General features: G+C 45.1%; 26 protein-coding genes. 18 read left to right on the top strand and 8 right to left on the bottom strand.

Translation table 11 applies throughout. The annotated features are described in order from the left end of the window. The first annotated feature begins 114 nt into the window (after positions 1-114). The 5 genes from ACED60_RS09675 to ACED60_RS09655 all read left to right on the top strand — a co-directional run bounded on the left by ACED60_RS09675 (position 115) and on the right by ACED60_RS09655 (position 6,042). The gene (locus tag ACED60_RS09675) at positions 115-693 is read left to right on the top strand and encodes an aminodeoxychorismate/anthranilate synthase component II (protein ID WP_371727415.1); all 579 of its coding nucleotides are present in this window, start codon (positions 115-117) and stop codon (positions 691-693) included. Between the two features lie 465 nt (positions 694-1,158). Continuing rightward, complete coding sequence (locus ACED60_RS09670) at positions 1,159-2,370, top strand: aspartate aminotransferase family protein (protein WP_371727414.1); 1,212 nt, start codon at positions 1,159-1,161, stop codon at positions 2,368-2,370. Positions 2,371-2,476: 106 nt separating this feature from the next. After that, positions 2,477-3,496, top strand: a complete 1,020-nt coding sequence (gene astA, locus ACED60_RS09665) for an arginine N-succinyltransferase (RefSeq protein WP_029223029.1) — start codon at positions 2,477-2,479, stop codon at positions 3,494-3,496. A 39-nt stretch (positions 3,497-3,535) separates the two neighbouring features. Beyond that, positions 3,536-4,993: a succinylglutamate-semialdehyde dehydrogenase gene (astD, locus tag ACED60_RS09660; protein ID WP_012604932.1), complete on the top strand. Its 1,458-nt coding sequence runs from the start codon at positions 3,536-3,538 to the stop codon at positions 4,991-4,993. A 257-nt stretch (positions 4,994-5,250) separates the two neighbouring features. After that, a complete protein-coding gene (locus ACED60_RS09655; protein ID WP_371727413.1) occupies positions 5,251-6,042 on the top strand; it encodes a DUF1338 domain-containing protein in 792 nt (263 codons plus the stop codon). A 183-nt stretch (positions 6,043-6,225) separates the two neighbouring features. Here the strand turns inward: ACED60_RS09655 and crp are convergent, their stop codons facing one another. The 6 genes from crp to ACED60_RS09625 form a co-directional block, all read right to left on the bottom strand. Then, on the bottom strand, positions 6,226-6,858 hold the full coding sequence (gene crp / locus ACED60_RS09650) for a cAMP-activated global transcriptional regulator CRP (protein WP_004729651.1): 633 nt from the start codon (positions 6,856-6,858) through the stop codon (positions 6,226-6,228). Positions 6,859-7,099: 241 nt separating this feature from the next. Beyond that, on the bottom strand, positions 7,100-7,969 hold the full coding sequence (locus tag ACED60_RS09645) for a phosphoribulokinase (protein ID WP_012604929.1): 870 nt from the start codon (positions 7,967-7,969) through the stop codon (positions 7,100-7,102). 77 nt (positions 7,970-8,046) lie between these two features. Next, on the bottom strand, positions 8,047-8,259 hold the full coding sequence (locus tag ACED60_RS09640; RefSeq protein ID WP_010435208.1) for a YheU family protein: 213 nt from the start codon (positions 8,257-8,259) through the stop codon (positions 8,047-8,049). Positions 8,260-8,354: 95 nt separating this feature from the next. Beyond that, positions 8,355-9,347: a hydrolase gene (locus ACED60_RS09635; protein ID WP_371727411.1), complete on the bottom strand. Its 993-nt coding sequence runs from the start codon at positions 9,345-9,347 to the stop codon at positions 8,355-8,357. A 276-nt stretch (positions 9,348-9,623) separates the two neighbouring features. Next, entirely contained in the window at positions 9,624-10,094 is a 471-nt protein-coding gene (locus ACED60_RS09630) for a TIGR02444 family protein (RefSeq protein ID WP_009848923.1), read from the bottom strand. Further along, a complete protein-coding gene (locus ACED60_RS09625) occupies positions 10,091-12,013 on the bottom strand; it encodes an ABC transporter ATP-binding protein (protein ID WP_017096560.1) in 1,923 nt (640 codons plus the stop codon). Before ACED60_RS09625 ends, ACED60_RS09630 begins: the two co-directional genes overlap by 4 nt. 174 nt (positions 12,014-12,187) lie before the next feature. On the opposite strand from ACED60_RS09625, the gene kefG reads away from it, so the two are divergent. The 5 genes from kefG to ACED60_RS09600 all read left to right on the top strand — a co-directional run bounded on the left by kefG (position 12,188) and on the right by ACED60_RS09600 (position 16,780). Then, positions 12,188-12,772, top strand: coding sequence for a glutathione-regulated potassium-efflux system ancillary protein KefG (gene kefG, locus ACED60_RS09620; protein WP_009848925.1), 585 nt, complete (start codon positions 12,188-12,190; stop codon positions 12,770-12,772). Next, the gene (kefB, locus tag ACED60_RS09615) at positions 12,759-14,555 is read left to right on the top strand and encodes a glutathione-regulated potassium-efflux system protein KefB (protein WP_371727410.1); all 1,797 of its coding nucleotides are present in this window, start codon (positions 12,759-12,761) and stop codon (positions 14,553-14,555) included. Before kefG ends, kefB begins: the two co-directional genes overlap by 14 nt. Positions 14,556-14,693: 138 nt before the next feature. Beyond that, complete coding sequence (locus ACED60_RS09610; protein WP_009848927.1) at positions 14,694-14,894, top strand: YheV family putative zinc ribbon protein; 201 nt, start codon at positions 14,694-14,696, stop codon at positions 14,892-14,894. Between the two features lie 94 nt (positions 14,895-14,988). Beyond that, positions 14,989-15,579 carry a peptidylprolyl isomerase gene (slyD, locus tag ACED60_RS09605; RefSeq protein ID WP_009848928.1) on the top strand — a complete coding sequence of 197 codons (591 nt, stop codon included), beginning with the start codon at positions 14,989-14,991 and terminating at the stop codon, positions 15,577-15,579. A 235-nt stretch (positions 15,580-15,814) separates the two neighbouring features. Continuing rightward, entirely contained in the window at positions 15,815-16,780 is a 966-nt protein-coding gene (locus ACED60_RS09600) for an isoaspartyl peptidase/L-asparaginase family protein (RefSeq protein WP_371727409.1), read from the top strand. A gap of 182 nt (positions 16,781-16,962) precedes the next feature. Here ACED60_RS09600 and ACED60_RS09595 read toward each other — a convergent pair whose 3' ends face one another. Beyond that, a complete protein-coding gene (locus tag ACED60_RS09595) occupies positions 16,963-17,190 on the bottom strand; it encodes a SlyX family protein (protein WP_009848930.1) in 228 nt (75 codons plus the stop codon). Positions 17,191-17,195: 5 nt separating this feature from the next. Continuing rightward, positions 17,196-18,173, bottom strand: coding sequence for a WD40 repeat domain-containing protein (locus ACED60_RS09590; RefSeq protein WP_009848931.1), 978 nt, complete (start codon positions 18,171-18,173; stop codon positions 17,196-17,198). Between the two features lie 131 nt (positions 18,174-18,304). On the opposite strand from ACED60_RS09590, the gene fkpA reads away from it, so the two are divergent. The 8 genes from fkpA to fusA all read left to right on the top strand — a co-directional run bounded on the left by fkpA (position 18,305) and on the right by fusA (position 24,426). Beyond that, positions 18,305-19,081, top strand: a complete 777-nt coding sequence (gene fkpA, locus ACED60_RS09585; RefSeq protein WP_009848932.1) for an FKBP-type peptidyl-prolyl cis-trans isomerase — start codon at positions 18,305-18,307, stop codon at positions 19,079-19,081. A 205-nt stretch (positions 19,082-19,286) separates the two neighbouring features. Next, positions 19,287-20,012: a transcriptional regulator gene (locus ACED60_RS09580; RefSeq protein WP_012604921.1), complete on the top strand. Its 726-nt coding sequence runs from the start codon at positions 19,287-19,289 to the stop codon at positions 20,010-20,012. Then, positions 20,006-20,395 (top strand): sulfurtransferase complex subunit TusD, encoded by a 390-nt coding sequence (gene tusD, locus ACED60_RS09575; protein ID WP_017103600.1) that lies wholly within the window; start codon positions 20,006-20,008, stop codon positions 20,393-20,395. The genes ACED60_RS09580 and tusD overlap by 7 nt, the downstream gene beginning before the upstream one ends. Next, positions 20,392-20,748 (top strand): sulfurtransferase complex subunit TusC, encoded by a 357-nt coding sequence (gene tusC, locus ACED60_RS09570; protein ID WP_065679718.1) that lies wholly within the window; start codon positions 20,392-20,394, stop codon positions 20,746-20,748. Before tusD ends, tusC begins: the two co-directional genes overlap by 4 nt. An 8-nt stretch (positions 20,749-20,756) precedes the next feature. Beyond that, entirely contained in the window at positions 20,757-21,032 is a 276-nt protein-coding gene (tusB, locus tag ACED60_RS09565) for a sulfurtransferase complex subunit TusB (RefSeq protein WP_135382425.1), read from the top strand. 181 nt (positions 21,033-21,213) lie between these two features. After that, a complete protein-coding gene (rpsL, locus tag ACED60_RS09560; protein WP_012604917.1) occupies positions 21,214-21,588 on the top strand; it encodes a 30S ribosomal protein S12 in 375 nt (124 codons plus the stop codon). Between the two features lie 104 nt (positions 21,589-21,692). Next, positions 21,693-22,163: a 30S ribosomal protein S7 gene (gene rpsG / locus ACED60_RS09555; RefSeq protein ID WP_012604916.1), complete on the top strand. Its 471-nt coding sequence runs from the start codon at positions 21,693-21,695 to the stop codon at positions 22,161-22,163. Between the two features lie 166 nt (positions 22,164-22,329). Continuing rightward, complete coding sequence (fusA, locus tag ACED60_RS09550) at positions 22,330-24,426, top strand: elongation factor G (RefSeq protein ID WP_012604915.1); 2,097 nt, start codon at positions 22,330-22,332, stop codon at positions 24,424-24,426. Positions 24,427-24,628: the final 202 nt, after the last annotated feature.

Raw genomic sequence — 24,628 nt, 5'->3', positions numbered from 1 at the left:
GCAGCGAAAGCTGATTTTCTTTTTATCATTTTCACTTGCCTTTCTTGCTTTATATTGCACAATACCGCCCCTATATCTTCCAATCATTTAGTATTTAGCAAACGATTTCGACCCATGTTACTTATCATCGATAACTACGACTCTTTTACCTATAACTTGTATCAGTATTTCTGTGAGTTAGGGGTCACTGTGAAAGTTGTTCGCAACGATGAGATTGATATTGCGGGTATTGAAGCGCTAAATCCTAGCCATCTTGTTATCTCGCCAGGCCCTTGTACGCCAGATGATGCGGGAATCTCTCTGCAAGTCATTGAACACTTCGTGGGTAAGTTGCCAATCTTAGGTGTGTGTCTTGGCCATCAAGCCATTGCCCAAGTCTTTGGTGGTGAAGTAGTGCGATCCAGACAAGTGATGCACGGTAAAACCTCTCCAATCCGCCACAATGGCAAGAGCGTTTTTCAAGGGCTCAACAACCCTCTAACCGTGACACGTTACCATTCTCTAGTGGTGAAAAATGGCACACTACCTGACTGCTTTGAACTGACGTCTTGGACGGAATTCGAAGATGGCAGCATGGATGAAATCATGGGTTATCAACACAAAACCTTGCCGATCGATGCGGTACAATTTCACCCTGAGTCGATTAAAACAGAGCAAGGACACCAGCTTCTCGCTAACTTCCTAGCACGCTGAGTGTTTAAATTTGACTCTTTCTGCGTCTAAATAAGCCAGTTAAACCTGTTACCCCATTCGTTAAGCGTTTAAATTCGGGCGCTACGCGTCTCTTACTCCTCTGACGCCGATCACTTTTTATAACATTTCTCTCTCTTCAGGCTAAGTTTTTAGCCTATGCAAAATTATTCGCCTTATTTCGTCTCGAACCCTATATACCGCAATGCCAGTAAGGCTTTGCTATTACTGGTTATGCGTTTAGGTAAAAAAAGCTTCATAAAACAGATTAATTGATGCATAAATAGTCATAGGTAGTGACGTTTAGCTGGTTGTTAGGGATGGCTAAAGAATAATCTACTATTGAAAACGTTAATTAAATGTAAATATAATGCTGCAGCGGGATTGTGGCGAGAGAAAATATCTTTGTCTCACTTATGAACCAGTACGCTTATTTGCGAAGCTTGCGGTATCGAGAAGGAATGTACGATGACAGTGGAAAAAAAAGTAGAACGTAGTCTGTTTAATGAGGTGATGGTGCCTTGTTATAACCCAATGGAAATGATCCCAGTAAAAGGGGAAGGCGCACGCGTTTGGGACCAACAAGGCCGAGAGTATATCGACTTTGCTGGTGGTATCGCTGTGAGCTGTTTGGGTCACTGTCACCCAGCAATGGTTAACGCAGTTACTGAGCAAGCAAACAAGATTTGGCATTTAAGTAACGTAATGACCAACGAACCTGCACTACGTCTAGCGAAGAAGTTAACAGACGTATGTTTTGCAGAAAAAGTATTCTTTGCCAACTCTGGTGCTGAAGCGAACGAAGCCGCATTGAAGCTAGCTCGTCGTTGGGCAGCGGATGTTCACGGTCCTGAGAAATCTGAAATCATTGCATTCAAACAAGGTTTCCACGGTCGTACTTTCTTTACTGTAACTGTGGGTGGTCAAGAGGCTTACTCTGATGGCTTCGGTCCTAAACCGGGCGATGTAACTCACCTGCCTTACAACGATATTGCCGCGCTAGAAGCGCACATCTCAGATCGCACATGTGCAATCATGATGGAACCTCTGCAAGGCGAGGGCGGTATCATCTCTCCAACATCTGAGTTCGTGAACACGGTTCGTGAACTGTGTGACAAACACAATGCGCTGCTTATCTTTGATGAAGTGCAAACAGGTAATGGCCGTACCGGTAACTTTTACGCTTACCAAGGTCTAGGTGTAACACCTGACATCCTAAGCACAGCGAAATCACTAGGTGGCGGTTTCCCTATCGGTGCAATGCTAACAACGTCTGAACTTGCAACACACCTAAAAGTCGGTACGCACGGTTCTACTTACGGTGGTAACCCACTGGCGTGTGCCGTTGCTGAAGCCGTTGTTGACGTAGTAAGCCAACCTGAAACGTTGGCTGGCGTGAAAGAACGCGAAGCACTATTCCGTGATGGTTTAGCTAAGATTAACGACAAATACCAAATATTCAGTGAAGTTCGCGGTAAAGGCCTATTGCTAGGCGCTGCGCTTAATGAAGCATGGCAAGGTCGTGCTCGTGATGTACTAGTAGCAGCAGGTGAACAAGGCTTGATGGTACTGGTTGCGGGTGCAAACGTGGTTCGTTTCACACCATCACTGGTTATTACTACACAAGAAATTGAAGAAGGTTTATCAAAACTAGACAAAGCAATCGCTATGTTAGTTTAGCCTGAGCGGCGTCATAGGATGGTCGCCATTAGAGCGATCCCATGACGTACTGCTAAAGGCCCAAGCTTCTGGTTTTGGGCCTGTTTTGCATCTGGAGGGAATATTGATGCTAGTTGTTCGCCCAATAAAATTATCTGATTACGATGCGCTGCATACCTGCGCGGTTGAATCTGGTCACGGATTCACATCTCTTCCGGTTAACGAAGAACTGTTAACTAACCGAATTACTCACTCTGAATACAGTTTTGCCAAACAAGACGTGACTGAACCCGGTGATGAAGGCTACCTAATGGTTGGCTTCGACACTGAAACGGGAGAAGTCGCAGGTACCACAGGCATCGAAGCCTCAATTGGCTGGGATGTTCCGTTTTACTCTTACCACATCAGCAAAGTGGTTCACTCATCGCAAAAGCTTGGCGTGAATAACGTCGTTAAGCTGCTGACTTTCGGTAACAACTACACCGGATGCAGTGAGATCTGCACACTGTTCTTGCGTCCAGCTTTCCGTGGTGGATTGAATGGTCGTTTGATGTCGAAGTGTCGCTTCCTGATCATGTCTGAGCACCCAGAGCGTTTCTCGAAAACGATTTTTGCTGAGATGCGTGGTGTATCGGATGCGGAAGGTAACTCACCTTTCTGGCAATGGCTGCAAGAGCACTTCTTCTCAATTGATTTCACGCTTGCAGATTACCTCACTGGTATCGGTAAGAAAGGCTTCATTGCTGACCTAATGCCAAAGCTGCCTATCTACGTGAACCTACTGAGCAAAGAAGCTCAGGCGGTGATTGGAGAGGTACATGATAATACACGCCCAGCACTTAAGCTGTTGGAACGTGAAGGTTTCACTAACCGTGGTTATGTCGACATCTTTGATGCAGGCCCAACGGTTGAGTGTGATTTAAGAAACATTGAATCAGTGCGTCATGCGATTCGAGCTCAGGTGAAAATTGCAGAGCACTCCAGCTCTAAAGACTTCCTAATTGGTAATACCTCATTTGAGAACTTCCGCGCAGTAGCCGCGAAAGGCGCGTATGACCAAGCAAGCGACACAGTGATTTTATCATCTGAAGTAGCAAGCGCTCTTGAAGTAAAAGAAGGCGAATTCGTTCGTATGTTGGCTCAATAAGAGCGGCGATTATCTGTCGAAGATTTTAAGGATAGAAGTATGACTCAGTGGATAGCAGGACAGTGGGTGGCAGGTCAAGGCGACGCCATGACATCAGTAAGCCCATACAACAATGAAGTCGTGTGGCAAGGCGATAGTGCAACACCAGCGCAGGTTGAATCTGCAGTAGCAGCGGCTCGTGATGCGTTCTTAGTTTGGAAGAAACTGAGCTTTGCAGAGCGTGAAGCGATCGTGTTGAACTTTGCTGAGAAGGTAAAAGAGAACAGCGAAGAGATAGCACAGATTATTGCAAAAGAGACGGGTAAACCGATTTGGGAAACTCGTACTGAAGCGGGCGCGATGGCGGGCAAGATCGCTATCTCTATTCGTGCATATCACGAACGTACTGGTGAAGCTTCGCGTGAAGCGGCAGGTAACCAAATCGTACTGCGTCATCGTCCATTAGGCGTTATGGCGGTATTTGGCCCTTACAATTTCCCTGGTCACCTACCTAATGGTCATATTGTTCCAGCACTGCTATCGGGTAATACCGTGGTATTTAAGCCGTCAGAGCAGACACCTTGGACTGGTGAGTTTGCGATGAAGCTATGGCAAGAAGCTGGCCTTCCAGCCGGCGTGATCAACCTAGTGCAAGGCGCTAAAGAGACAGGTATCGCACTAGCCGATGCTAAAGGTCTTGATGGCGTGCTATTTACGGGCAGTGCTAATACCGGTCATATCCTTCACCGTCAATTCGCAGGTCAACCGGGCAAGATGCTGGCGCTAGAGATGGGTGGCAACAACCCTATGGTAATCAGTGACCAATTTGGTGATGCTGACGCGACGGTTTATACCATTATCCAATCGGCTTTCATCAGTGCTGGTCAACGTTGTACATGTGCGCGTCGTTTGTATGTTCCTGTTGGCGAGAAGGGTGATCAACTGCTCGATAAGCTCGTTGCGGCTACCTTGAAGATTCGTGTTGATCAGCCATTCGCTGAGCCTGCACCCTTCATGGGACCACAAATCTCCGAAGCTGCGGCTAAGTTCATTCTGGACGCGCAAGCTAATCTGCAATCACTCGGTGGTGTAAGCCTAGTTGAAGCAAAAGCGGGCGAAGCGGCGTTTGTTTCTCCGGGGATTATCGATGCAACCAACATTGCCGAACTGCCAGATGAAGAGTATTTCGGTCCATTACTGCAAGTGGTTCGTTACCAGTCACTAGAGCAAGCGGTTGAACTGGCTAATGACACACGTTTTGGTTTGTCTGCAGGCTTAGTTTCAACAGACGATTCAGAGTGGGAATACTTCGTTGACCATATCCGTGCGGGCATTGTTAACCGTAACCGCCAGCTAACAGGCGCAAGTGGTGATGCACCATTTGGTGGTCCTGGTGCTTCAGGCAACCTACGCCCAAGTGCTTACTACGCGGCTGACTACTGTGCTTACCCTATGGCGTCAATGGAAGGTGGTGAGACTCAACTACCAGCTACGTTTAGCCCAGGTATTGAGCTGTAGTTTTGGCTTTTAAGCTATAACTTGATGAATCACAAGCTTATGAGCTCTAGGTTCATGAATAACAGATTCATTGGTTAATTGTGTAATAAGGAAGTGGTGTTATCGCTTCCTTTTTCCATCACGTCCAACACCTAGATTGGGCGGTAGATAATAATAGAACAAGTATGTCACAGGCTGATGGCTGCTGACTCTGTGTCCAGCCTCTCCCTCTCTAATCCAAATTACTAGCTTGCTAGAACCTCTGACAAGGAGTCACCATGACGCCCGATCTACTCTTTAAATCACTATGGGACGATTACATTCACAGGCTTTGCCCATCGGCTGAGAAAGTTCATCATCTGCTGAAAGAAGACGAAGCCCTGATTAATGATCATATTGCACTGCGAACTTTCAATGTTGCACCGCTAGGTATTGAAACATTGGCTAAACCTTTCCTTGAATTAGGTTACAAGGCGTGTGGCGATTACTTATTTGAGAGCAAGAAGCTAGTGGCTAAGCACTACGAGCACCCAGATCCAAACCAACCAAAAGTGTTCATTAGTGAGTTGAAGGTAGAAGAGTGTTCAAGTGACCTGCAACAGATCGTTGCTAAGTTGGTTGAGCAAGTTGACGCAAGTAAGCTTCAAGGTCATGAATTCTTGTTTGGTGGTCGTCTTTGGGATTTGAATTTCGCAGATTTCCAAGTACTAGCAAAAGAGAGTGAATACGCTTCTTGGCTCGCAGCTCATGGCTACGGTGCAAACCACTTTACGGTGAGTGTGAACCAGTTAAATAAGTTTGATGAAGTGCAGGCCGTGAATGACTATCTGAATGAGTCGGGATTCACTATCAATGCGTCAGGTGGTGAGGTGAAAGGCTCTCCAGAGGTCTTATTAGAGCAATCATCAACCATGGCAGACAAAGTCCCAGTTTCATTTGTTGAAGGCAATGAGATGATTCCTGGAGGCTTCTATGAGTTTGCTAAGCGTTATGCGGTGGCCAATGGTGAGCTTTATACCGGATTTGTTGCGGCATCAGCTGACAAGATCTTTGAAAGCACCAACGGTTAAAGAAAGGTACGAGCACGGGCTTTGCCCTAGAGGTGCGGGTACGCTTCGCTTCGAGATACTTTAGAATAGTGAAGTCCGATTTCTAACTTTGCTTCCGCATCTGTTCTCTAGATATTTAGAAAATAAAAAAGCCACCAAATTCGCATTTGATGGCTTTCAAATTTTTGGCTCAGTTAATCGAGATTAACGAGTGCCGTATACCACGATAGTCTTACCGTGTGCAGAAATTAGGTTCTGCTCTTCTAGCATCTTCAAGATACGACCTACGGTCTCACGAGAACAACCAACAATCTGGCCAATCTCTTGACGAGTGATCTTGATTTGCATGCCGTCAGGGTGAGTCATTGCATCTGGCTGTTTTGCTAGGTTTAGTAGCGTTTGAGCGATACGACCTGTTACGTCAAGGAACGCTAAGTCACCAACCTTTTGGCTAGTTACTTGTAGACGGTTTGCCATTTGCGCTGAAAGACGCATTAGAATATCTGGGTTCACTTGGATAAGTTGACGGAATTTCTTGAAAGAAATCTCAGCTACTTCACAAGGAGATTTTGCACGAACCCATGCAGTACGCTCTTGGTCTTCTTCGAACAAGCCAAGCTCACCGATGAAGTCGCCTTGGTTTAGGTAAGAAAGAATCATTTCCTTACCTTCTTCGTCTTTGATAAGAACTGCCACAGAACCTTTAACGATGTAGTACAAGGTCTCTGCCTTTTCACCAGCATGAATCAAAGTACTTTTTGAAGGGTACTTATGAATATGACAGTGTGAAAGGAACCACTCTAATGTTGGATCGGTTTGGGGTTTACCTAGAACCATAATATCTTACTTCCTCTGCAGGGTATGCTTGCCGCTTTCCATATTTTAGCTAAGCCTGAATTGACCTAGCTAGGATAAGAGCACTCGTTGAGTGCTGCAAGCTATCTTGTGTTTCGTTTAAGAATAGTATCCTTTTTCAGGTACTATTTCTTGATTTTAATCGTGACCAAGCTACGATTTTTTACGCAAAATTGTGCACATGATCACGGTATGAAAAGTAATCAACCAGAATGTTGTTTTGTTAGCCTATTTTCCCGGTTTCGATTAGTTGTTGTAGAATTGGCCTTACAATGAGCTCCATAGCAAAACTCATCTTACCTCCTGGCACCACAAGCGTGTTATGACGTGACATAAATGAGCCATCAATCATAGCCAACAGGTAAGGGAAATCGACGTTTTTGATGCCGCGCAAACGTATAACCACGAAGCTTTCGTCTAAACTTGGGATCCCTTTTGCATTCAGTGGATTTGATGTATCTACGGTAGGGACACGCTGAAAGTTGATATGAGTACGCGAAAACTGCGGGGTAATGTAGTTAAGGTAATCATCCATTGAGCGAACAATAGAATCCATCACCGCTTCGCGAGAGTGACCACGATCGCGTGTGTCACGAACGAATTTCTGGATCCACTCCAAGTTTACGATAGGTACCATGCCGATAAGCAGATCGACGTGTTGAGAAACATTGATGTCACCATCGACTACGCCACCGTGAAGACCTTCGTAGAACATCACATCCGAGTTTTCAGGGATCTCTTGCCATGGCGTAAAGGTGCCGGGCATTTGATTGTAAGGCACGGCTTCATCGAAGGTATGCAGATAGCTACGGACTTTTCCCGTGCCTTCATTGCCGTATTGACGGAAGAAATCTTCTAATGCACCAAAATCGTTAGCTTGTGGACCAAAGTAGCTGATGTGCTTACCTTGCTCGCGCGCCTTACGGATCTCGACATCCATCTCTGGTCGAGTGAAGCGATGGAAACTATCCCCTTCAACCCAAGCTGCCTTCACGTCCATCATATTGAACATTTTTCGGAAGGCTTCTGAGGTAGTGGTGGTGCCGGCTCCAGATGAACCCGTCACCGCAATAATTGGATGTTTAGCGGACATGACAACCCTTGTCTTTTGAGTAACTTACTTGTTAGCAATCGTTTACCACTATAACACGGCTCCTTTATGAGCGCAGCTTAGAAGCGTTTTGTGACTTGAATATCAACGGTTTCATGCAGTTCAGAAAACACGATACTCACTTCTCCTGAGGCTAATTGATGTTTCACTTGGTCAATTTTGTTTTGCAGTGAAACTTCTACGTCACCATAGTCTGTACCTTCACGCAGTACGAATTCTTTGATGAGGTTTTCCAGTGTCTCTGGCGCAATGTCTTGCCACGGGATGATCATAAATACTTCTCTCTTTTATGTTCATGGATAGGTTTATTGTTGTAGAAATGAGTGAGCTTAGTAATATCTTTACTGCTATTTACTAAGGCTCGTCATTATGCCGAATCTTGTAGACTTTCATAGTAGGCGGGTAATGCTTCTTCTAACCAAAATCTTGGCTTGAGTGTGCTGCCAGTAATGAACCCCACATGACCGCCTTTTTGAAACAGTCGATAATCGATGTTATCAGGCAGAACGAACTTTGGAATCACATCATCGGTCATGAAAGGATCGTCCTTGGCATGAATGATCTGAGTTGGTAGTTTGATCTTCTTGAGTTTAGGCAGTGCGGAGCATTGTGCATAATAATCTTGGGCATTTTTGAACCCATGCAGAGGCGCCGTAATTTGTTCATCAAACTCATACAGTTTGGTGATCTTCTTAATGGTTTCCGCTGTGACCCCCAGCTTTTCCTGTAGCAGGTTAACTTTTTTCAAGGCGTTTGATTTTAGAGAGTTGAGTAGATACTTCTTATAGAGCTTGGAGAAGCCCTGCTCAATGCGACTAGAACAACAAGCCAAGTCAAATGGAGCTGATACTATGGTCGCCGCCGACAGCAATGGGTCGTCTGCATACTCAGCCAAATAATTCGCCAGCATGTTACCACCCAAAGAGATACCAACTGCAACTTTGGGGTTGTTGGGGAACTGCGCGTGCAGATGCCTTAGGAAAAAGCGCGCATCTTCAACTTCACCTGAATGGTATGCACGAGCCAAGCGATTTGGTTTTCCGCTGCAACCTCTAAAGTGCATCATCACTGATAGCCAACCATCTTTAGCAAATGCATTCATCAGCCCGTTGGCGTAAGGGCTCTCAAAGCTCCCTTCTAATCCGTGGAATAGAACGAATATTGGCTTGTTACTTTTATCATCATTGCTTGGCGTGTCACTGTCTGGCGATTCACTCCATGCAAGGTCTAGGAAATCGCCGTCGGGAGTTTCTAAGGTCTGCCATTGAGGAGCAAACAACGCCTGCTTTCTAATAAATCTTGGCACTAAGGTTTGTAAATGTGGATTCGATAGGCCAGCGGCAGCGGTAAATATTGTCATAAAAACAGTCCATGCTTCTTTTATGGGCTTTGATAAAGTGTTGAGCTTTTAGCGAAACGCCCACGTTTTTATTTGAGCTTGGTTGATTCTTAGCATAAGTGCAAGGGTTTCACTGATATGATCGACCAAAACAGGCGATGGGTAACTGGTTGAATAATATCAAGGTTGGGCGTATTAAAGACTCCCCCAAATGTGTTTTAGTCAGCATGCGATCATGGTAGCGAGAGAGCGCAGTTAAGCTTGGAGCTTGATTGAATAAAAGGAAAAGGAAATGCGTTAGGGCTGTGGTGCTGGTTCAGAAAAAGCGTCGTAGAGATTTTCCGCCCCTAATAAACGACAGTACTGCAAAGCGAGCGGTGATTGTTGGTTCGCAGTAAGTTGAAGAGACTTAATGCAGTCGACGAGATCGGATTGCTGTTGTTTCTCAAGCTGCAGCTCAAATTGTAAGGCTTCACGGTAGAGTGAATCAACAACGTGTGCTTTGAGGTGTTTACGCAGCTCTCGATAACTATGAAGCAAGGTTTCAGAGCGACTTAAGCATTGTTGCACCTTGTGCCACTCCTCCTCAGCGAAAGAGAGTTGCTGCTCATCAAGCCATTTGAGAAGCAGCAGTAGATTGACGTTGCCATGGAATTGGTTTTGCAAAGCTAAGCACGCATCCTTAACACCGCGCACACTGTAATACTGAAGGCTAAATTGCCATAGTCGTTCCAGTGTTAGTGATATTGGTGCGTGCTCTGGGCTCATAAGCTATCCATATCCAGTTCCATCTGCTCAAGCTCTTCTTGAGTGGACATCCAATCCATTTCAACTTCTTCTAGCTGTGACTTACTGCTCGCTTGTAGAGCGAGTACTTTATTCAGTTTAGCCTTATTTTCAGCTTCATACAGTGAAGTATCGGATAATTCTTGCTCGGCTTCTTCAAGAGCCAACGTTAATTTATCCATCTGCTTTTCAAATTGAGTCAGCTTTTTACGAATGGGTGCCGTTAGTTTCCGGAACTCTGCTTCTTTACGTTTCTGATCTTTTTTTGCTGCTGCACTGTTGGCGCCATCTTTTGCTGGTGCCAATGCTTGTGCTTCTTTTCGCTCAACTTTCTGTTGTTCGGTTAGCCACTTGTAGTAATCGCTAAGGTCACCATCAAACGGTGCAACTTGACGGTCGTGTACAAGGTATAAATCATCAGTAGTGGCACGAAGTAGGTAGCGGTCGTGCGATACGATAACCATCGCGCCTTCAAACGTCTGCAATGCAAACGTTAGTGCCTGACGCATATCGAGATCCAAGTGGTTGGTTGGTTCATCGAGTAGCAACAGGTTCGGTTTTTGCCATACCAGTAGCGCCAAAACTAAACGCGCTTTTTCACCACCAGAGAACGGTGCCACTTTATCGAGCGCTTTTTCACCTTGGAAGCCAAAGCTACCTAGGTAGTCACGCAGTTGTTGCTCGGTGTGTTTTGGCGCAATCTGCATCATGTGCTGAAGTGGTGTCTCTTCCGGGTGCAGCGTCTCTAATTGGTGTTGGGCAAAGTAACCCATTTTAACGCCTTGCGAATAGCTTAGCTCGCCACCTTGTTGTTTCAGTTCACCTGAAAGCAGCTTAATCAGCGTCGATTTACCTGCACCATTTCGACCAAGCAAACCAATACGGCTGCCCGGTACTAGGTTTAGGCGAATCTTCTCTAGAATCAGATTGTCATCGTAACCTGCAGAGACCTCGTCCATCATCATGATTGGGTTTGGTAGTGCGTCTGGTTCTCTAAATTCAAAGCTGAAAGGGTTGTCAAACTGAGCGGGCAGTACTTGTTCCATTTTCTCTAGCGCTTTAATACGGCTTTGCGCTTGGCGAGCTTTTGAAGCTTTATAACGGAAACGGTCAATGTAGCTCTGCATGTGCGACATTTGTTTCTGCTGCTTTTGGTACATCGCTTGTTGCAGAATTAGCTTTTGCGCTCGTTGGGTTTCGAACGACGAGTAGTTACCTGTGTATTCATTGAGCAGTTGATTTTCAACATGCACGATGCGGTTGACGATAGGATCCAAGAAGTCCCTATCGTGTGAGATAAGAACGAGTGTGCCTGGGTAGTTTTGTAACCAGCGTTCTAGCCACATTACAGCGTCTAAATCCAAGTGGTTGGTTGGCTCATCGAGTAACAGTAGGTCACTGCGACACAGTAGGGCTTGCGCTAGGTTCAAACGCATACGCCAACCCCCTGAAAATTGAGTCAGGTTCCATGTCATTTGTTCTTGGCGAAAGCCCAGGCCGTCTAACAGCTCAGCCGCGCGTGCCTTGATGCTATAACCACCAATGGTTTCAATCTTGCCATGGATCTCTGCGACTAATGTGCCGTTGTCGGCTTGTTCAGCTTTCTCAAGTTGATCTTCAAGGCCACGGTATTCACGGTCGCCATCAATCACGTATTCAATTGCTGTTCTTTCTAATGCAGGTGTTTCTTGAGCAACCCAAGCCATTTCCCAATGGGCTGGTTTACTGAATGAGCCAGCATCAATAGACAGTTCGTCCTTAATTAGGGCGAACAGCGTAGATTTACCACAGCCATTCTTACCAACCAAACCGATCTTGTCGCCAGGGTGAAAAGTCGCAGATGCTTGGTCGAGGAGTGGCTTACCGCCGCGTAGCAATTGAATATCAGAGAAAGTAATCATAATTGAAATAGCATAGAAATTAGAGGTGAACAGACGCCTGCATAGTAGGCTGAAACCAGATAAAAGTCGATCACAATGCAATTTGCGTTATGATGCCAATAACATATTAGTAACTTTTGCTTAAATTCTTGTGGCCTTGCCACCGTTTAGCCTTCAAAGGAATGTTTCAAAGGAATGAGTAATACTCCCTCGACAGACAACCCCGTGCCAAAGGTGCTGGTCATCTATGCGCACCCAGAGCCGCAAACCTCTATCGCTAACCAGATCATGGTTAAAAAGATAGAGTCGCTTGGGAATGTCAAAGTCCACGATCTCTACGCCATCTATCCTGACTTCTTTATTGATGTGCCTTCTGAGCATGCATTGCTGCTTGAATATGATGTGATCGTGTTCCAACACCCTTTGTTTATGTATTCCTGCCCATCACTGCTTAAAGAGTGGTTTGACCGAGTATTAGGCAAGGGTTTTGCGTTTGGTGAGCAAAGTGCGCTTAAAGGTAAACACTGGCGCAGTGTGATTACTACCGGTGGTAAAGAAGAGGCGTTTGGTGCCGCAGGCTATAATAAATATCCATTACAAGAGATTTTGCAACCATTCGAGCTAACTGCTGCTTTGTGTCAGATGCACTGGATATCCCCTTTGGTTTTACATTGGGCACGAAATGTCACCGATATGACGCGTTACCAACACGCAGAAGCGTATCGAAATTGGTTGCGAGACCCGCTACAAGATATAGGAGCGAATGATGGCTCTGACTAACGATTTTCTACAAAGTAGCGTTATATTTTTAGCAGCTGCTGTGGTTGCGGTTCCTATCGCACAGCGCGCTGGATTAGGGTCGGTACTCGGTTACTTATTAGCGGGTGTGGCGATTGGCCCATGGGGGCTTGGTTTAATCAGTGATGTAGAGGCGATTCTACACTTCTCCGAATTCGGGGTGGTACTGCTGCTCTTCTTGATTGGTCTCGAACTTAATCCGAAAAAACTGTGGCAGATGCGAGCCCCCATTCTAGGACTCGGTGGCGCGCAAGTGCTGATCACCACTCTGATTATTACCGCCATCGCGTGTATGTTTGGTTTAACTTGGCAAACTAGCTTAGTCATCGGTATGGGTTTAGCTTTGTCTTCGACCGCTATTGCCTTGCGTGTTATTGAAGAGCGAGAGCTTGGTGGCAAAGAAGCGGGGCAGTCAGGCTTTGCGGTATTACTTTTCCAAGATATTGCCGTAATCCCTATGTTGGCGATGCTGCCTTTGCTTGCGGGTAATACGGGCGGCAGTTGGGCTGACATGTTATGGATGCTAGGCGGTGTGATTGGCTTGCTTGTCGGTGGTCACTTCTTGTTGAGACCACTGTTCCGATATGTAGTCATGAGCGGTGTGCGTGAGTTGTTCACGGTAGCAGCGCTGTTATTGGTGATTGGTATTGCCGTCATCATGCAGCAGATTGGTTTGTCGATGGCATTAGGTACTTTCTTGGCGGGCGTACTTCTGGCTGAAAGTGAATATCGACACGAGTTAGAAATTGCGATTGACCCATTCAAAGGGTTACTGCTTGGTCTGTTCTTTATCTCTGTGGGTATGGCAGTAAACCTAGGTTTATTGGCAGAAAGCCCATTCGCAATACTTATCGCAGTGTCGTCTCTGGTCATATTGAAAGGTTTGGTGCTGTATGCGCTGGATCGTATCTTCGGCACTCAAGCTAAAGCGCGCAGCCGAATGGCGATGATCCTTAGCCAAGGTGGTGAGTTTGCCTTCGTTATTTTTACCGCGGCGAGTGCACAAGGCATCTTAAGCGGCGACCAAGTGTCGTTCTTACTGGTGGTTGTGAGCCTTTCTATGGTGACCACGCCATTGATGCTTAAGCTGCAAGACCGATTCTTTGCGCGTCAGCTTAATCAAATCAGTGAAAGTGCGATGTCTTCGGATGTGGTTGATCGTAGCCCTCGAGTGATTATTGCAGGCTTTGGTCGTTTCGGTCAGATCATTGGTCGTCTGATGTATGCCAACAAGATTCGTATCACCGTCCTTGAAAGTGATGCCAGCCAAATACATATCCTTAGGAAGTTCGGCTACAAGGTATTTTACGGTGACTCGACTCACCTTGAACTATTACGAGCTGCGGGAGCTGACAAGGCAGAAGCCATTGTGTTATGTACCGATTCTCCTGATGAAATCATGAAGACCGTCGATTTGTGTAAGCAGCATTTCCCACAGTTAAAGATTTTAGCGCGTGCTCGAAGCCGTGTTGAAGCGTATCAATTACTTAACCACGGTGTGAGCAACTACTCGCGTGAAACCTTCCTTGGGGCATTAGATTTAGGTCGTCAAACATTGACCGAACTTGGCATGCATCCATATAAAGCGAAGCGAGCAGAAGCACACTTTAGGAAACTGGATAATGGTATGCTGAAAGAGTTGCTGCCTCAGCATAACGAAGATGCCGAGTTAGCCCAAAGAGCGAAAGAGGCTCGCAAAGAGCTTGAAGAGATTTTTGGACACGAGATGGAAAACGATCACCAATCTCGAAACTATTGGCAGTAGCTTGAAGTGATAACTAATGCTTGAGCTATAGAAATAAAAGTCTAGATAACTAATCTAATAATAAACGTGGTCTCTGCTTTGTCTTTAATAGATCTAGATGGGAAGAACTGCGAATCCAGAGTAGTAAAGGATATCAACGTGAAACAGAAAAAACGCTTTATCGCAGGAGCGAGCTGCCCAAGCTGCAAGACTCAAGACACACTCCGCTGGTGGATTGAAAATAATATCGAGTTGGTGGAATGTGTCGATTGTGACTTCACAGAACAGCGTAAACCGAAAACTGTAGAGAAATCTGAACACGCGAATCAAGAAATGATCGGTATTTTTAAGCCTGAGTGATTGAGTTTCGTCAATTGATCCCCATAATATCCGGGTACAGAATTTTTCCTAAGCTCAACTGTTCGAGCTTAGTCCAAACCTCCTTGGAGCTCTCATGAAAATTGAAAAGAACGTAGTAGTTAGTGTTGCATATCAAGTGAAACTTGAAGATGGCGTAGTAGTTGACCAATCAACTGCAGAAGCTCCACTAGATTACCTTCACGGTCACAACAACCTAATTACAGGTCTTGAAAAAGAGCTTGAAGGCAAAGTCGCTGGCGACAAGTTCTCAGCAACTGTTACTCCAGAAGACGCTTACGGCGAGCACAACGATGACCTAGTTCAACGTGTTCCTGCAGACGTATTCCAAGGTGTTGAGCAAATCGAAGTTGGCATGCGTTTCCTAGCGGATACTGACCAAGGTCCAATCCCAGTTGAAGTTACTGAAGTAGATGGCGACGAAGTTGTTGTTGACGGTAACCACATGCTAGCTGGCCAAACTCTAACGTTTGACGTTGAAGTTGTAGCGGTTCGTGAAGCGACTGAAGAAGAAGTTCAACACGGTCACGTACACCAAGAAGGCGGCTGTGGCGGTCACGACCACGATCATGATCACGAAGGTGGTTGCTGTGGTGGCGAAGGCCATGACCACGCTGAAGAGAAAAAAGACGGCTGCTGCGGCGGCGGTAGCTGTGGTTCTCACTAATACCGAATTAACGGTTTAGTTTAAGAATATTGAAAGCCTCCCTTGTGGAGGTTTTTTTCGTTTAGGGTGCTAGCTTTTTGAGTTGGCTTTTCATCTACCAAACTAAATGTCAGTAAATCTTAGTGTCCGCAAATCTAAGCGTTCGTAAATAGTTTGGTTTTCGCTATCAGACATCAAACCATGGATGTGGTATTGATAGCACAACATTATAAGACGACGTCAGTGGAGAGTTCGCATGTCACAGCCTTTTTCAATTGCCATTCATGGTGGTGCAGGCACCATCTTACGAGAGCAAATGAGCGATGAATTAAAAACGGGTATTACCGAGGCTTTGGAAAAGTCTGTTTTAGCCGGCTATCAAGTGTTGCAATCGGGTGGTGACGCTCTGGATGCAGTGGTTGCATCGGTTAAAGTGATGGAAGACAGTCCGCATTTTAATGCAGGTAAAGGTTCGGTTCTGACTCATGATGAATTTGTTGAGATGGATGCTTCTGTGATGCACGGTCGTGAAATGGATGCGGGGGCTATTGCCGGTGTCCGCCATATCAAAAATCCAATTGAGCTTGCGCGTGATGTGATGCTTAAAAGCGACCATGTGCTGCTGATTGGTGAAGGCGCCGAGAAGTTTGCGTTTGAGCATGACCATACTTTCACCGAGCAAGATTACTTCTTTACTGAGCGTCGTTATGACCAACTTCAGTCGATGAAAGAGAAAGGTATTTTTGCTTTGTCTGAAGCGAAATATGATGAAGAGCAAGCAGATAAATATCCAGATGATAAAAAGTACGGCACGGTTGGCGCGGTCGCATTAGACCAAGCCGGAAACTTAGCAGCCGCAACCAGCACTGGTGGCGTAACCAATAAAAAATACGGTCGTGTGGGAGATTCTCCAATCATCGGTGCAGGCACTGTTGCTGAAAATGGCAACGTGGCCGTTTCAACAACAGGCATGGGGGAGTTCTTCCTTAGAAAGATGGTTGCCAGTGATGTGGCGGCAAGAATGCGTTATCTCAAGGAAGATGTGCATACGGCTTGTGAACACATCATTCAAGGTGAACTGAAAACCATGGGTGGCGAAGGCGGCTTGATTGCTATCGATGGACAAGGTGATATTCATTTCGGTATGAACAGTTCAGGAATGTACCGTGCGAGTGTTGATACTAATGGCTGCGTGGAAGTGAAAATTTATGCCGATGACTAAGTTTGTATTGGCTTAACTGACTTTAGTTGAATTAGCGCAGATTAAACAAACAAAAGGGTGACAGATAAGTATCTGTCGCCCTTTTAGTTTTCTATGTCCCGTCCTGAAATGTGTTTACACATTGAGGACGAGAAACTAACGATATGCGTCGCTAGAATTAATTCGTTATCTTTAAACCGCACTTAATAGTGTGGGGGTGGCGTCTCTTCTGATGCGTCAGCGAGGTTTGAGCCATCCATATTTTTTACTTTGCCAACCACGAACTTCATCTGGTCTTGCATTCTCGTGATCAACATCTGTTGTTGGCTAAGCGCTTCATTAAGTTCTTCAATGGTTTGCTCTTGGAAAGCCAACTGACATTCTAGGTCATTCACGCGGCTTTCTAATTGTTCAACTCGCTTTTCTGTCATCGTTCTTAATCCACATTCCAAGCTTGGGCAATGCCCGCAGAGGTGCCCGATATCACACGGTTCTTATCATCAAAGGCTGCATCATACACTACCGCACGAGGAGGGCGAGCATCTTTTAATGGCTCGGCGTCGTGGCGAGAAATGCGTTTACCATCTTGAGTATTCCACACGCTCACTTGGCTAGATGGCGTACCTGTTACCAACATACTGCCGTCATCAGAAAAGCGAGCACTGGAGAAAATTAGCTGTCGAGACCAGCTCTGTAATTGAGCTTGAGGTTCACCTGTCTCAAGATCCCAGATCATCGCTTGATTCCCTCCATCGGAGGTAAAAGCTAGCTCTCCATCTCGTTGTAAGGCAACTCGTACGACTCTTTGTTCATGCTCGAATGTACGCAATACCAAGCCTGATTCGGTATCCCAAAGGTAAGCTTTATAGTCGTTACCACCTGATAATGCGTAGCGCCCATTCGAAGATAGGGAGACGGAATTAACTTTTTCTCGGTGAGCGAGGAACTCCAGACGGCGTCCGGTGACTAAGTCCACATAGATAGCTTTGCCATTAGATAGGCCCAGCAGGACTTTTTCACCGTTGCTAGAGATATCAACATCGCGAATTAAGCCATCGGAAATCGACCATAGCCCTTCAGCTTGTGTCCAAGATAAGTCCCAAACGGCGAAATTCATCTGACTGGCGGTAATGGCAAAGCGACCATTGTCAGAGATGCGAATACGCGATACTTGATTTTCGGATTGATCTTGTGGACCAAGTTGAGCCAGTTCTTTGTTTTGGGCAAGATCCCAAAGGAGCAGCTGTTTTTGCTGCGAGTAGAGCAGCGCGAAGCGACCATCTCTACTTAGGGCAAAGCTGGTGGCGCCGTTGGGTTCAATTTCCCAGCGTTGGTCATCATCTTGGAAGAAAAAGCAGCCATTTAACAAGGTGATGACAATCGTACATAGCAATGAGTGGAAAAATATTCGCATCACATCCAATAATCCGGTTTGTGTCGAAAGACATATGACTAGTATATTGTTATAACTAACGTATTCACACCAATCTAATCATTAGATTTGTGCACAATAACCAATGGCTTGGCCATTAATTGGAGAATTCAATGAAATCAGTTTTAAAAGTATCACTGCTTGCCGCAACGGTTATGCTAGCAGTTGGTTGTCAGAAAGAAGAACCAAAGGCAGAAGCTCCACAGGTAGAAGAAGTTAAAGTTGCAGCAGTAAACTTTAAAACAGAAGATGACAAAGCGGCATACGCAATCGGTGTATCTTTCGCTAACTACTTAAGCACAAGCATTGATAAGCCAAGCGAGCTAGGTATTAACCTAGACAAAGCGATGGTTCTTCAAGGTATCGAAGACGTATTCGCAGAGAAGACGGCACTTAACGAAGAAGAGACTCGTGCAGCTCTTGAAGCTCTAGACAAGCGTGTTGCTGAAACGATGCAAGCACAAGCGGCAGAAAAGTCTGCCGAAGTGAAGAAAGCGGGTGATGACTTCCGCGCTGAGTTCGCTAAAACTGAAGGCGTTAAGCAAACTGAATCTGGTCTACTTTACCAAGTAATGACGGCTGGTGAAGGCGCTTCTCCAAAAGATACTGATACGGTTCAAGTACACTACAAAGGTACGCTAACAGACGGCACTCAGTTCGACAGCTCTTACGATCGTGGCGAACCAGCAACATTCCCACTAAACCGCGTAATCCCAGGCTGGACTGAAGGCGTACAATTGATGCAAGTGGGTTCTAAGTACAAGTTCGTTATCCCGCCAGAGCTAGCATACGGTGAGCAAGATACACCGACTATCCCAGCTAACTCAACGCTAGTATTCGAAGTAGAACTACTAAATATCGATAACGCTGAAGCAGCTCCTGCACAATAATATCGGTTAAAAGCCTCGTACTAAAATACGTTGATTGAATAAAAAGCCTAACTTTAAGTTAGGCTTTTTTTATGACTTGAATATGAGTATTTGATTTTTAAACTTGTTCTAAATCACTAGTTGCAATGTTAGCTAGGTGTGCAATTAAAATTTTCTGATAAACTTACATAAATTTGTTGATTTTTCACACGAAGGTAAGGAATAAGTGACTACTACAGAAACAGTCAATGCGGACATGTTACTCGAAATGGAATCAGTCCATGTCATGCCATTCAGTGAACACGATAAAATTATCTTAAGATCTTATGAGGCCGTAGTTGATGGTATTGCGAGTCTGATCGGTCCGTTTTGTGAAATCGTTTTACACTCTTTAGAAGACCTCAATACATCTGCGATTAAAATTGCCAATGGTGAAAATACAGGCCGTCAGGTTGGTTCGCCAATCACCGATCTTGCATTGAAGATGTTGAAAGATATTGAAGGTTCTAAGCGTAACTTCTCTCGTTCATATTTTACTCGCGCTAAAGGCGGGGTACTAATGAAGTCGATCACGGTTGCTATCCGCAATGGTGAAGACCGAGTGATTGGCTTACTGTGTATTAACGTGAACTTAGATGCGCCATTCTCACAAGTGCTGCAATCTTTCATGCCTACGCAAGACGCGGACGAAGCAGCGTCATCTGTTAACTTTGCTAGTGACGTTGAAGAACTTGTCGACCAAACGGTTGAACGCACGATTGAAGAAATCAATGCAGACAAATCTGTATCGAACAACACCAAAAATCGCCAAATCGTGATGGAGCTATACGACAAAGGTATTTTCGACATCAAAGACGCGATTAACCGCGTTGCTGAGCGATTGAATATCTCTAAGCACACAGTGTACTTGTACATCCGTCAACGTAAAACAGAGGATGAAGAGGGTTGTTAAGCTATACACTCTTAGTTAATGGACCCGTTTACGGCTCACAATCCGCAAGAAGTGCTTATCAGTTTGCTGTGGCTCTATTGAAACAGGGCCACAAACTTCACAGTGTGTTCTTCTATCAAGACGGCGTCAGTAATGGCTCTGGCATTACTGTGCCTGCTAATGATGAATTTGATTTAGCTGCCGCTTGGCAAAAACTGGCGGACGAGCACAATGTTAGCTTAGAGACATGTGTTGCTGCTGCGCTAAGGCGTGGAGTTATCAGCACTGAAGAAGCGGCGCAACATCAATTAAGTGCATCTAACTTGGCGACAGGGTTTACCCAAGCTGGCTTAGGGAGTTTATCTGAAGCACTTCTGACGCAAGATAGGGTTGTCCAGTTTTGAGCACATTAGCATTTATATTTAACAGCTTTCCTCATACAACGGCTGCAGGTAGGGAAGGGCTAGACGCATTGTTAGCGGCTTCAGCTTACAGTGAAGACATCAGCGTATTCTTTGTCGGTGATGGCGTTACACAGCTTCTCAAAGCGCAACAGCCTGATGAATCCTTATCACGTGACTATATTTCTGCATTCAAGCTTATGGACCTCTACGACATCGAGCAGGTTTACGTGTGTCAACATAGCCTCAATCAGTTTGGTCTCTCGACTGATAGCTTACTGATCGATGTGACTGCGCTAGAAGTGAATGAGTTGACGCAGAAGTTAGCTCAGAGCAAAAAAATACTGACTTTCTAGGGAACGTTATGCTTCATATTGTAAAATCAGTAGACAAACTCAAGCTTGCATTAGCGTACTCGCAACAACAGGATCACATCCTTTTGGTTGAAGATGCGGTGTATGTTTGCCTTCCAAATCATGAGTTATTCAATCAAATCTCAACCGTTAAACATGTGTCGGTATTAAAAACAGATCTTTATAGTCGAGGTCTACAACAACTTGCTTCAAGCTCTCTGGATCAAGTGGACTTCGATGGATTCGTAAAACTGACTGTTTTGAACGACAAATCAGTCACTTGGTAGCTGCATTTTATCAGTGTGGTTAAAAAAAGACCATCCTGAGCTCTAGACGGCTAAAAAAGATCTGTATATTTCTTGACACACATCCCACTGCTGAATAGAATTTTGCGTCCCTATTTACACTATGTGTAATAGGGCTAGATTTTTCATCAAGCTTACTTTCAAGTAAATCAGGAGCTAGTTAATGGCAACTATTAACCAGTTGGTACGTACTCCTCGTGTAAAGCAGGTTGTTAAAAGCAACGTGCCTGCACTAGAAGCGTGCCCACAAAAACGTGGTGTATGTACTCGCGTATATACTACTACTCCAAAAAAACCGAACTCAGCACTACGTAAAGTATGTCGTGTTCGTCTAACTAACGGCTTTGAAGTTACTTCATACATCGGCGGCGAAGGTCATAACCTTCAAGAACACAGTGTTGTTCTTATCCGTGGTGGTCGTGTTAAAGATTTACCAGGTGTGCGTTACCACACTGTTCGCGGTGCACTTGACTGTGCAGGCGTTAACGACCGTAAGAAAGGTCGTTCTAAGTATGGTGTGAAACGTCCTAAGTCTTAATGCGTCTTTTTTTTAAAAGAAAGCGTTAAGTAAGGCCAAACACTATTTATTTATTATTCTGAAAAGTTTTGGAAAAAACCTGAAGAAGACAACGGAGAAATTCCATGCCACGTCGTCGCGTAATAGGCCAGCGTAAGATCCTTCCAGATCCTAAGTTCAAATCTGAGCTGCTGGCAAAATTCGTTAACATCCTTATGGTTGACGGAAAAAAATCTACTGCAGAGAAGATTGTTTACACTGCACTAGAAGTTATGGCTGAGAAATCTGGTAAAGATCACTTAGCTGTATTTGAAGAAGCTCTTGAAAATGTTCGTCCAGCGGTAGAAGTTAAATCTCGCCGTGTGGGTGGTTCAACTTACCAAGTACCTGTAGAAGTTCGTCCGGTTCGCCGTAACGCTCTTGCTATGCGTTGGGTAGTTGAAGCTGCGCGTAAGCGTGGTGAAAAATCTATGGCTCAACGCCTAGCTGCTGAAATGCTAGATGCGTCTGAGAACAAAGGTACTTCGGTTAAGAAACGTGAAGACGTTCACCGTATGGCTGACGCAAACAAAGCGTTCGCACATTACCGCTGGTAATACCTTTTTAGTGCTGCAAGTTTCCTTGCAGCACTTCTTTAGTTCCTATGCTTATGCTAGGAACTATTGCTATTTCTAGGGCAAGCACTTTTTAGCGAAGTATCGCTTTTAACGCATAATCTAGACATAGCAATAGTCCCTAAGTCTCTAATAAGAGGATTCAACCGTGGCTCGTAAAACTCCTATTGAGCAATACCGTAATATCGGTATCGTTGCTCACGTAGATGCAGGTAAAACAACCACAAGTGAACGTATTCTGTTCTATACCGGTCTTTCTCACAAAATCGGCGAAGTTCACGATGGTGCAGCAACCATGGATTGGATGGAGCAAGAGCAAGAGCGCGGTATTACGATCACTTCAGCAGCAACTACTACGTTTTGGCGTGGTATGGAAGCTCAGTACTCTGACCACCGTATTAATATCATCGACACTCCGGGGCACGTTGACTTCACAATCGAAGTAGAACGTTCTCTGCGTGTGCTTGATGGTGCAGTTGTTGTGTTCTGTGGCTCATCTGGTGTTGAACCTCAGTCAGAGACTGTATGGCGTCAAGCTGATAAGTACCAAGTTCCACGTATGGTTTTCGTTAATAAAATGGACCGTACAGGCGCAGACTTCTTGCGTGTAGTTGAACAGATCAAGGATCGCCTAGGCGCAACTCCTGTTCCAATTCAACTGAACATTGGTGCTGAAGAAAACTTCCAAGGCGTTGTCGATCTTATCAAGATGAAGGCGATTAACTGGAATGAAGCTGACCAAGGCATGACTTTCACGTACGAAGATATTCCTGCAGACATGCAAGAAATGGCTGAAGAATATCGTACAGAACTTGTTGAAGCTGCTGCAGAAGCAAATGAAGAGCTGATGGATAAGTACCTTGAAGAAGGTGAACTAACAGAAGCTGAAATCAAACAAGGTCTTCGTACTCGTACCCTTAATAATGAAATCGTACTTGCTACATGTGGTAGTGCATTCAAAAACAAAGGTGTACAAGCTGTTCTAGATGCAGTTGTTGACTTCCTTCCTTCTCCAGTCGATGTACCTGCAATTAAAGGTATCGACGAAGACGAGAACGAAGCAGAGCGTCATGCAGACGACAAAGAACCGTTCTCAGCGCTAGCATTTAAAATTGCAACAGACCCATTTGTTGGTACTTTAACTTTCATCCGTGTTTACTCTGGTGTTGTTGAAAGCGGTAAAACAGCTTACAACTCTGTGAAGAAACAACGTGAACGTTTAGGGCGCATTGTTCAAATGCACTCAAACAAGCGTGAAGAAGTAAAAGAAGTACGAGCAGGTGACATCGCAGCCATTATCGGCCTTAAAGATGTTACTACTGGTGAAACTCTATGTGATCAGAACCATAAAATTGTTCTTGAACGTATGGAATTCCCAGATCCAGTTATTCAGATCGTTGTAGAGCCTCGCTCTCAAGCTGATCAAGATAAAATGACTATCGCGTTAGGTAAGCTAGCGGCAGAAGATCCATCGTTCCGTGTTGAAACGGATGACGAGACTGGCCAGACACTAATCTCTGGTATGGGTGAACTGCACTTAGATATCATCGTTGACCGCATGAAGCGTGAATTCAGTGTGAACTGCAACGTTGGTAATCCGCAAGTTGCTTATCGTGAAACCATTCGTGGTACAGCGAAAGCTGAAGGTAAATTTATCCGCGAACATGGTGGTAAAGGACAGTACGGTCACGTGTGGCTGAAACTGGAACCATCAGAAGCCGGTGAAGGCTTTGTCTTCGTAGATGAAATTGCCAATGGTATCGTGCCAAAAGAGTTCATTACCTCTGTCGCTAAAGGCGTTGAAGAGCAAATGAACAATGGTGTATTAGCGGGCTATCCAGTTTTGGATATCAAAGCTACACTATATGATGGTTCTTACCATGAAGTAGATTCAAGTGAGATGGCGTTTACAATCGCTGCCTCTATGGCTTTCAGAACAGGTGCACTAGAAGCGCAACCAGTTTTGCTTGAGCCTATGATGAAAGTTGAAGTAACTACTCCAGAAGACTGGATGGGTGACGTTGTTGGCGATATTAACCGTCGTCGCGGCATCATCGAAGGTATGGACGAGGGGACAGCTGGCCTGAAGATAATTCGTGCACAAGTTCCGTTGTCTGTCATGTTCGGTTACGCAACTGATTTACGTTCTGCGACACAAGGTCGTGCTTCTTACTCTATGGAGTTTAGTGAGTACGCTGAAGTGCCAAAAAATGTTGCTAATGCAATCATTGCAGAGCGTGGTTAAACAAAAGGGACGCATTTTTTTCATTTTTTGAAAGAACAATGCGTCCAAATATTGCGCTAACGAGAGTTGGCGCATAAAATAGCAATTTCTGGCGCGTCTCGCTCAATAATGAACGTGGCGAATCATAACTAGGAAGGAACACGATTGTGTCTAAAGAAAAATTTGAACGTACGAAACCGCACGTAAACGTTGGTACTATCGG

Source organism: Vibrio sp. 1F279 (genome assembly GCF_041439815.1).
Taxonomy (GTDB): Bacteria; Pseudomonadota; Gammaproteobacteria; order Enterobacterales; family Vibrionaceae; genus Vibrio; species Vibrio tasmaniensis_A.
Note: the sequence above shows the minus strand (reverse complement) of the source record. Positions and strands in the feature narration are given on the sequence as shown.